Genomic DNA, 8,649 nt, shown 5'->3' with positions numbered 1-8,649 from the left:
GACGGCAAGATCGAGATCGACCCGATGATCACCCACACCATGGCGCTCGAGGACATCAACAAGGGCTTCGACCTCATGCACGAAGGCAAATCCATCCGCGCCGTCGTCGAGTTTTGAGGCGAGGCGATGCGGAAGATCTCTGAAAACAGGTGCTACGGCGGCATTCAGGGGGTCTATTCGCACCAGTCCGAAGCCTGCGGCGTCGAAATGACTTTCGCGGTCTACCTGCCGCCGCAGGCCGAACAGGGGCCGGTACCGGTCCTGTGGTATCTGTCCGGCCTGACCTGCACCCACGAGAACGCGATGACCAAGGGCGGGTTTCAGTGTCACGCCGCCCGCCATGGCGTCGCCATCGTCTTTCCCGACACCTCGCCGCGCGGCGACGGGGTCGCCGATGACGAAGCCTATGATCTCGGCATCGGCGCGGGATTCTACCTGAATGCGACGCAGGGGCCGTGGGAACCGCATTTCCGGATGTATGACTACGTGCTCGAGGAGCTGCGCGGCCTCGTGCAGGAGTCCTTTCCGGTGACGGACCGGCACGGCATCACGGGTCATTCCATGGGCGGGCACGGCGCCCTGACCATCGCGCTGCGAAACCCGTCCCGGTATCAGTCGCTGTCCGCCTTCTCGCCGATCGTCAACCCCAGCCAGTCCGACTGGGGCCGCAAGCAGTTCAGCGCCTACCTGGGCGATGACGAAGCGACCTGGGCGCAGCACGATGCCTCCATTCTGCTGGGTGAATCCGGTTGGCATGGCGACATCCTGATCGACCAGGGCACCGACGATCAGTTCATCGACCTGTTGCGCCCGCAGGCCTTTGCCGAGGCGGCGAGCCTGCGCCGGCAACCCACGGTGCTGCGGTTGCAGAAGGGATATGACCACAGCTACTTCTTCGTCGCCACCTTTGCAGGCGATCACGTGAAGTGGCATGCGGACCGGCTGAAGGCGGAACGGCCATGACGATGGCGCGCCATAGGGCCGGTCGAACAGGGACCAAGATCGCGGCGGGGCCGATGGCCGGTCCGGCGGCGGTCGCAACATGGGGGGACTCTGGAACGCAGCGATGAGCAGAAGGCGGCGCGACAGCAGATGTCCGCAGGCCCGATGCCTTGAAGAACCGAGGAGGGCAGGCCCGCGCGGAGCCGCGGGATCACTGTAGACTATGGATTTCTTAGGGAGGAAGAAATGAAACAACTACTCGCTTTATCAACCGGACTGGCGTTCGGTCTGACGAGCATGGCGCTGGCCAACGATGACCTGAGCAAGATCATCAGCGACCCGAACCAATGGGCGATCCAGACCGGCGACTACAGCAACCAGCGGTATTCGACGCTCGATCAGATCAACAAGGACAATGTCGGCGATCTTCAGGTCGCCTGGACCTTCTCGACCGGCGTGCTGCGCGGTCACGAAGGCTCGCCCCTGGTGATCGGTTCGACGATGTATGTGCACACGCCGTTCCCGAACATCGTCTATGCGCTGGACCTTGCTGACGAAGGCAGGATCATCTGGAAATACGAACCCAAGCAGGACCCGGACGTCATTCCGGTGATGTGCTGCGATACGGTCAACCGCGGCGTCGCCTATGCCGACGGCAAGATCTTCCTGCATCAGGCCGACACCACGGTGGTCGCCCTGAACGCGGAAACCGGCGCGGTGGAATGGAGCGTCAAGAACGGCGATCCGGCCATCGGGGAAACCAACACGGCCACGGTGCTGCCGGTGAAGGACAAGGTGATCGTCGGCATCTCGGGCGGCGAATTCGGCGTCCGCGGTTCGGTGACGGCCTATAACATGGCGGACGGCAGCCTGGCCTGGCGCGCCTATTCGATGGGTCCGGACAGCGACATCCTGGTCGATCCGGAAAAGACCACCCATCTTGGCACACCGGTCGGGGAAAACTCCGGCACCAACACATGGGAAGGCGATCAGTGGATGATCGGCGGCGGCACCACCTGGGGCTGGTATTCCTACGATGCCGAAGAGAACCTGATGTATTACGGCACCGGCAACCCGTCGACCTGGAACCCCGCGCAGCGGCCTGGCGACAACCGCTGGTCGATGACCATCATGGCCCGCGATGTCGATACCGGCGTGGCCCGGTGGTTCTACCAGATGACGCCGCATGACGAATGGGACTATGACGGCATCAACGAGATGATCCTTACCGAACAGGAAATCGACGGCACCCAGCGCAAGCTGCTGACGCATTTCGATCGCAACGGTCTGGCATACACGATGGACCGCGTGAGCGGTGAACTGCTGGTGGCCGAGAAATACGACCCGGCCGTGAACTGGACTACGGGCGTCGACATGGATCCGAATTCGGACACCTTCGGCCGTCCCGCGGTCGTGGCCCAATATTCGACCGAGCAGAACGGTGAGGACGTGAACTCCACCGGCATCTGCCCGGCGGCTCTGGGCACGAAAGACCAGCAGCCGGCGGCCTATTCGCCGGATACGCAACTGTTCTATGTGCCGACCAACCACGTCTGCATGGACTACGAACCGTTCCGCGTCAGCTATACGGCCGGTCAACCCTATGTCGGCGCGACCCTTGCCATGTTCCCGGCGCCGGAAAGCCACGGCGGCATGGGCAACTTCATCGCATGGGACAATGTCAAGGGTGAAATCGCCTGGTCCATCCCCGAGAAGTTCTCGGTCTGGTCGGGCGCCCTGGCGACGGCCGGCGACATCGTGTTCTACGGCACGCTCGAAGGCCACCTGAAGGCGATCAACGCCACGACCGGTGAAGAGCTCTACCGCTTCAAGACCCCGTCGGGCATCATCGGCAACGTGATGACCTACACGGTGGACGGCAAGCAGTATGTCGGCATCCTGTCGGGCATCGGCGGATGGGCGGGTATCGGTCTCGCGGCCGGTCTGACCAACCCGAACGACGGTCTTGGCGCCGTGGGCGGCTATGCCGCGCTCAGCGACTATACGGCGCTGGGCGGTCAGTTGACTGTCTTTGCACTGCCGAACTGATCTGTCGATCAGACTGGGAAACCGGTTGGCGCGGCCCTTCAACGGGCCGCGCCAATCACGAAAAACAGGGGAGTGACATGAAAATACTGACACGTTTCATTGCGAGCGCCGCCTTGGCCGGCCTGCCAATGACCGTTCTCGCCGCCAACTGGTTCGACCAGCCGGTGGACCCGGGCGCCGATCACCCCGATGTGCCGGTGGCCTATTCCGAAGATGGGCGCTACTACACCGAAGATGACATCCCGACCTACAATGTCGGCGAAGACGGCACGGTGGATTGGCTGACCTTTTCCGGCTTTCGCCGCTATCATGCGGAATGCCATGTCTGCCACGGTCCGGATGGCGAAGGTTCGACCTATGCGCCGAAGATCAAGAATTCGGCGGTGCATATGGGCTACTACGATTTTTATGATGTCGTCGTGAATGGCCGCCAGGTGGGGAATTCGGTGATGCCTCATTTCGGTGAGAACCCGAACGTCATGTGTTATCTCGACGACATCTATGTCTATCTCAAGGCCCGTGGCATGGACGCCGTGCCGCGTGGGCGCCCGGCCCAGAAGGAAGCGAAAAGCGACAGCGTCCGAGAGGCCGAAGATGCCTGCATGGGGAGCTAGCGGCACCGTCGTCCCGATCCTGGCTGCCGCGCTCTGGGTTCTCGGGCCGGATACCGGCCTGTCGCAGACGTCGGACCTGGTGTCCAAAACCGCCTTTCGTGTCTGTGCCGACCCGGCCAACGATCCGATGTCCAGCAAGCAGGAGACGGGATACGAGAACAGGCTGGCCGATCTGTTCGCCGGCCAGCTTGGACTGCCGGTCGAATATACCTGGTATCCGATGGCGACCGGGTTCATCCGCAACACGCTGCGCGACAACAAATGCGACGTGGTGATCGGCTATGCCCAGGGTCACGAACTCGTGCTGAACACCAATCACTATTTCACCTCCGCCTATACGCTCGTAACGCGCAAGGGCAGTCCGATCGACGGGGTGGATACCCTGTCGGACCCGCGGCTGAAGGGGACGCACCTCGGGGTGGTGGCCGGATCGCCGCCGGCGACGCATATGGCGCGCAACGGCCTGATCGCGGGGGCGCGGCCCTATGACCTGATGGTCGATCGCCGGCACGAATCGCCGATCCTCGACATGCTGAACGATCTGAACGCGGGCGAGCTGGACGGCGCTCTCTTGTGGGGGCCGATCAGCGGCCCGCTGGTCAAGGCCGGTTATCCGGATCTTGTCGTGACGCCGCTGATCAAGGAAACGCTGCCGCCGCGCCTGTTCTTCCGGATCACGATGGGCGTGCGCCAGGGCGAAAAGGTCTGGGCGCGCAAGCTGAATTCGCTGATCCGCAGGAACCAGGCGGAGATCGATGCGATCCTGACAGAGGCGGGGGTGCCGCTGCTCAACGACATGGGGACCGGGCCGCTGGGAGAGGCGAATTGATCCGGGCGCTGGCAGTCATCCTTCTGACCCTGCCGGCGCCGGTTTCCGCGCAAACGGTTCCCGAACCCACCGACTATCGTCAGGACGATTACCGGTCCCCGGTTCCGGAGACCCTGCGCGGCGGAACCGTCGTGGATGCGCAGACGGCCCATGAACTCTGGCAGTCGGGCACGGTGGCCTTTGTCGACGTTCTGCCGCGGGCGCCAAAACCCGCCGGTCTTCCGGAAGGGACGATCTGGCGCGACAAGCCCAGGTATTCCATTCCCGGCGCGATCTGGCTGCCCAATGTCGGATACGGGGGGCTGGCGGCGGTCACGGATGCCTATTTCAGGGCCGGGCTTGCCAAGGCGACGGCGGGGCAGGCCGATGCGCCGGTCCTGTTCTTCTGCCTCGCGGATTGCTGGATGTCCTGGAACGCGGCCAAACGCGCCATCGAGGACTATGGCTACACCAACGTCTACTGGTTTCCCGAAGGCACCGATGCGTGGGAATTCCTGGACTATCCGACCGAAAAGGTCGAACCGGAACCCGAACCGTGAAGCCGGCTAGAAGCCCGCGACCGATGCCTGGCCGCGGGACACCGTGCCATCCGTATCCGTCATCGTCACGGCGACCGCCCGTGCCGCCGCCGGGATGGAGATCGCGACCTGCGGGTTCTCGCTCAGCGAGATGCTGCCGGTGATCCGCGCGAAGGGTGTGTCGTCGATGTCCACGTCGAGCGTGTGGACATAGCGGGCAGGGATGAACAGCAGCGATATCTGGTCCATCTGCATGCCGGAATGGCTGGGATGGCTGATCGCGATGCCCAGCGTCCCGGCGGCCTCCGTTCCCGCCTGGGTCAGCCGGGCGGTCAGGTCGGGCGCGGTCACGTCCAGCTGCATCCTGCCAAGACTGGCGAGCGCCTTCTCGGGGTCGGTTCCGGGCGGGGCGGCGCAGGCGCCGGTGCCCGAGGTCTTGACGAAACTTTCGCTCATCAGCAGCCGGTTGTCGCTGGTTCTCGCCACCACATGCACCGGCGTCGGTCCGTTGACCCGCATCGTCGCCTCGAAGTCGAACTGCGGCAGCGGCTGGTGCAGGTCGAAGACGGCGGAAACCGGCATCGGGTTTTCATCCAGAATGACCGTGACGCTTTGGATCGTCTGCCCTTCGGGCGCGCGCAGGCTGGCGGCGATCCGGGTCCGGGTGTCATCCTGCGTGCGATAGGGCGTGTCGATCCGGATCGCGTTCCCTGCCAGGGTCAGGCTCTGATCCGCATAAAGCGCCGCGCGCAGGTCCGGCCAGCTCGGGTCGTTGGCCTGCGCTGATGTGGCGAGCCCCGCCGTGGCGGTTGCGAGGACGATGAGAGGACGTTTCAGCATCAATTCATCCTTTCAGAAAGCGTGGCGACAAAACGTCCGAAGGCTCTTGGGCCATCGCCGGTTTCAATCTCGCCGACGACGGTCCGCTGCTCCACGTCGACGAGGCTGACCGTGTTGGAAAACCAGTTCGCAACGATAACCGTTTCTTCGTCGCCTGTCACGTCGATGCCTTCCGGGTATTCGCCCACCGGAATGGTCGACAGGGGGGTCAGAGTCGCCAGGTCAAACACCGTCACGTTGTCGCTGTACTGGTTGGTGACAAATCCCGCCCCCTTGGCAAAGGCGATGCCGTAAGGCCGGTCCCCCACGGGAACGGTGCCCAGGACGGTCCCCGACTCGGGGTCCAGCACCGTCACCGAATTGGAGCCGACATTGCCGGCAAAGACGCGGCCACCGGGTCCGAAGGCGATGCCGAAGGGGCGCAGGCCGACCGCGATCCGGTGGCGCAAGCCCAATGTGGCGAGATCGAAGACCGATACCTGGTTCGCATCCCGGTCCGCGGAGACGAGCAGGCGTCCATCGCCGGAAACGGCCAGGCCCGCCGGGGCGCTGCCCGTGGTCAGGGTTGCCAGAACCGCCATATCCGCCGATCCGATGACCCAGATCCGGGCGTTATACCAGTCGGACACGAAGATGCGCTCGCCTGACGGCGCGACGGCGATGCCGATCGGGCCGCCGTCCAGCACCACCTGGCCGAGTTCCGCGCCGCTCGCCGCATCCAGCTTGCGCACGGTCTTGCTGTCAGGGCTGACGGTGAAAAGGGTTTGCGACGGCGCATGGACCGCGATGCCTGCGGGCTGGCCCGGAATCGGAATGCGCCGGAGTTCCGCGCGTTCCGCAATGTCCAGGATGCTCAGTTCGCTGCTGTTCTGATTGGTCACGAAGGCAAGGTCCCCTGCCGCCACCGAAGTGGCGACAAGGGCGGGGAGAACCACGAAGGTCTTGAACCTAGTTGCTGGCAAATCGGGCGGCGAGCGCATCCAGTCCTGCCTGATAGACCGCAGTGACGGCGGCGACGGCCGCCTCGTCATTCAATTCGGGCGGGGGGTCGTTGTTCGGATAGCCACGGTAGAAAGCGCCCCGCCATTCGATCTGCGCCCCGCCTGCGGCCAGCGGCTTGACCGTCAGGTGCGAGGAATAGTTCGTGACCGGAAGCACTTCGACCGCCACATCGGTGATCCGGTAGGAATAGCTCATCTTCTCGTCGCTGAACTTGTAGAGCTCTTCCGAAATCGTCGGGCCGTCGGCAGCCCCGAGAGTCAGGACGCGGGTGGCTTCGATCTCGTTGCCGCCTTCGCCGGTGGTCGAATGCACCGCCGGATGCCAGCTCATGTCCTGAAAATTGCCGATGATCGCCCAGACCTCTTCCGGCGCCGCCGCCACATCGGTGGTCAGCGTGACCTTCTGGCGTGTCGGTCCATGCGCAAACGCCATGGCGGGGAGGAGGAGCCCGACAAGAATGGCGATTCGTCTGCTGGTTCTCATGCGCACCTCCCACTGCCTGACCGGTTGCCGGAGTCGGGAAACCGGATGCCCCGTCATGTGCTCCGTCGCGTTCCGGACACATACATCCTAGGCGGGAACGGCACGGCTGCAATGAGCCATAAGTATCGGTTTTGAACTGGCCCTCGTCTGGGGCAAGATACCGGGGGGAGGCATTCTGAAATGATGGGTCGGTTCCTTTTGGCGTTGGCTGGCTGCGCATTGATCGGGGCCGGTCCGGTCCGGGCGCTCGAAGTGGTTTCGGGTGTCCTGCGGGTGGACTATCCGTCCCAGCTGCCGATTTCCCGCTACGATCTGCGCCCCGACGATCTGGGGTTCGCCGGTGCGGTCCTGGCGACCGAGGACAACCAGACAACCGGACGGTTTCTCGGCATGGAGTTCCTTTCCGAAAGCGTCGCAGCGACACCCGAGTCCGCACCGGACGCGCTGGACCGGATGATCGCCGACGGAATCCGGCTGATCGTGGTCATGGCGGAAGCCGGCGATCTTCTCGCGCTGGCGGATCGGGCGGGCGACGACGTTCTGATCCTGAACGCCTCGGCCCGGGACACCGCGTTGCGCGACGACCAATGCCGCGCCAATATCCTGCATGTCGCACCCAGCGAAGCGATGATGGCGGATGCCGTCGCCCAGTTCGCGCTGTGGAAACAATGGCGGCGCTGGTTTCTTATCGAAGGTTCCAACCCTGCGGACCGGATGCTCGCGGACGCCTATCGGCGCGCTGCCGACAAGTTCGGCGCGACCATTGTCGAAACCCGCGTGTTCGAGGACACTGGCGGTTCGCGTCGCACCGATACCGGCCACGTTCTTGTGCAGCGGCAGATCCCGGTCCTGACCCAGAACGCCAGGGAACACGACCTGATCATCGCCGCCGACGCCTCTGACGTTTTCGGATTGTATCTGCCGTTTCACGCCTGGGATCCCCGGCCGGTGATGGGCGCCGGCGGCCTGCATCCGGTGACGTTTCATGCCGCGCACGAAGCCTGGGGCGCGACGCAGTTCCAGCGGCGCTTCGAAAAGCTCGCGACACGCTATGTCCAGGAAGAGGATTACCAGGTCTGGCTGGCCCTGAGGGTGATCGGCGAGGCGGTCATCCGCACCAACAGCAACGATCCCGGCGTCCTGCGGGACTATATCCTGAGCGACGCGTTCGAACTCGCGGCGTTCAAGGGACGACCGGTCGATTTCCGGCCCTGGAACGGGCAGATGCGCCAGCCGGTCCTGTTGACCGACAACAAGTTGACGGTCAGCGTGTCACCGCAGGAAGGATACCTGCACCAGAGATCGACGCTGGATACGCTGGGACTCGACGAACCGGAATCCGCCTGCATGGCATTTGAAGAATGAGGGTAGC

General features: G+C 63.9%; 9 protein-coding genes and 1 pseudogene. 7 read left to right on the top strand and 3 right to left on the bottom strand.

Annotated elements, in window-relative coordinates; all coding sequences use genetic code 11:
- From QO034_RS12285 to QO034_RS12260, 6 genes and pseudogenes are all read left to right on the top strand, one after another.
- Positions 1-117, top strand: a pseudogene (locus QO034_RS12285) (S-(hydroxymethyl)glutathione dehydrogenase); the annotation flags it as partial.
- A gap of 9 nt (positions 118-126) precedes the next feature.
- Positions 127-963, top strand: coding sequence for an S-formylglutathione hydrolase (gene fghA / locus QO034_RS12280; RefSeq protein WP_284485829.1), 837 nt, complete (start codon positions 127-129; stop codon positions 961-963).
- Between the two features lie 225 nt (positions 964-1,188).
- Positions 1,189-2,991, top strand: a complete 1,803-nt coding sequence (locus QO034_RS12275; protein ID WP_284485828.1) for a methanol/ethanol family PQQ-dependent dehydrogenase — start codon at positions 1,189-1,191, stop codon at positions 2,989-2,991.
- A gap of 77 nt (positions 2,992-3,068) precedes the next feature.
- The gene (locus QO034_RS12270) at positions 3,069-3,605 is read left to right on the top strand and encodes a c-type cytochrome, methanol metabolism-related (RefSeq protein WP_284485827.1); all 537 of its coding nucleotides are present in this window, start codon (positions 3,069-3,071) and stop codon (positions 3,603-3,605) included.
- Complete coding sequence (locus QO034_RS12265) at positions 3,586-4,434, top strand: substrate-binding domain-containing protein (protein WP_284485826.1); 849 nt, start codon at positions 3,586-3,588, stop codon at positions 4,432-4,434. The genes QO034_RS12270 and QO034_RS12265 overlap by 20 nt, the downstream gene beginning before the upstream one ends.
- Positions 4,431-4,973, top strand: a complete 543-nt coding sequence (locus tag QO034_RS12260) for a PQQ-dependent catabolism-associated CXXCW motif protein (protein ID WP_284485825.1) — start codon at positions 4,431-4,433, stop codon at positions 4,971-4,973. The genes QO034_RS12265 and QO034_RS12260 overlap by 4 nt, the downstream gene beginning before the upstream one ends.
- A 6-nt stretch (positions 4,974-4,979) precedes the next feature.
- Here the strand turns inward: QO034_RS12260 and QO034_RS12255 are convergent, their stop codons facing one another.
- From QO034_RS12255 to QO034_RS12245, 3 genes are read right to left on the bottom strand one after another with little or no spacing between them, the layout of a single operon-like run.
- Complete coding sequence (locus QO034_RS12255) at positions 4,980-5,792, bottom strand: quinoprotein dehydrogenase-associated SoxYZ-like carrier (protein ID WP_284485824.1); 813 nt, start codon at positions 5,790-5,792, stop codon at positions 4,980-4,982.
- The gene (locus QO034_RS12250) at positions 5,792-6,772 is read right to left on the bottom strand and encodes a beta-propeller fold lactonase family protein (RefSeq protein ID WP_284485823.1); all 981 of its coding nucleotides are present in this window, start codon (positions 6,770-6,772) and stop codon (positions 5,792-5,794) included. The genes QO034_RS12255 and QO034_RS12250 overlap by 1 nt, the downstream gene beginning before the upstream one ends.
- Positions 6,741-7,277 (bottom strand): SRPBCC family protein, encoded by a 537-nt coding sequence (locus QO034_RS12245; RefSeq protein WP_284485822.1) that lies wholly within the window; start codon positions 7,275-7,277, stop codon positions 6,741-6,743. The genes QO034_RS12250 and QO034_RS12245 overlap by 32 nt, the downstream gene beginning before the upstream one ends.
- A 180-nt stretch (positions 7,278-7,457) precedes the next feature.
- On the opposite strand from QO034_RS12245, the gene QO034_RS12240 reads away from it, so the two are divergent.
- Positions 7,458-8,642, top strand: coding sequence for an ABC transporter substrate-binding protein (locus QO034_RS12240; RefSeq protein WP_407696763.1), 1,185 nt, complete (start codon positions 7,458-7,460; stop codon positions 8,640-8,642).
- The last annotated feature ends 7 nt before the right edge of the window (positions 8,643-8,649 follow it).

The sequence above is a fragment of the Sedimentitalea xiamensis genome (assembly GCF_030164465.1).
In the GTDB taxonomy this organism is placed as follows: domain Bacteria; phylum Pseudomonadota; class Alphaproteobacteria; order Rhodobacterales; family Rhodobacteraceae; genus Sedimentitalea; species Sedimentitalea xiamensis.
This window is presented reverse-complemented; position numbering and strand designations above follow the sequence as displayed.

Bases quoted from the DNA above. Each gene is read 5' to 3' on its own strand.
- fghA (WP_284485829.1), top strand. From the start codon at position 127: ATGCGGAAGATCTCTGAAAACAGGTGCTACGGCGGCATTCAGGGGGTC.
- QO034_RS12275 (WP_284485828.1), top strand. From the start codon at position 1,189: ATGAAACAACTACTCGCTTTATCAACCGGACTGGCGTTCGGTCTGACG.
- QO034_RS12270 (WP_284485827.1), top strand. From the start codon at position 3,069: ATGAAAATACTGACACGTTTCATTGCGAGCGCCGCCTTGGCCGGCCTG.
- QO034_RS12265 (WP_284485826.1), top strand. From the start codon at position 3,586: ATGCCTGCATGGGGAGCTAGCGGCACCGTCGTCCCGATCCTGGCTGCC.
- QO034_RS12255 (WP_284485824.1), bottom strand. From the start codon at position 5,792: ATGCTGAAACGTCCTCTCATCGTCCTCGCAACCGCCACGGCGGGGCTC.
- QO034_RS12250 (WP_284485823.1), bottom strand. From the start codon at position 6,772: ATGCGCTCGCCGCCCGATTTGCCAGCAACTAGGTTCAAGACCTTCGTG.
- QO034_RS12245 (WP_284485822.1), bottom strand. From the start codon at position 7,277: ATGAGAACCAGCAGACGAATCGCCATTCTTGTCGGGCTCCTCCTCCCC.
- QO034_RS12240 (WP_407696763.1), top strand. From the start codon at position 7,458: ATGATGGGTCGGTTCCTTTTGGCGTTGGCTGGCTGCGCATTGATCGGG.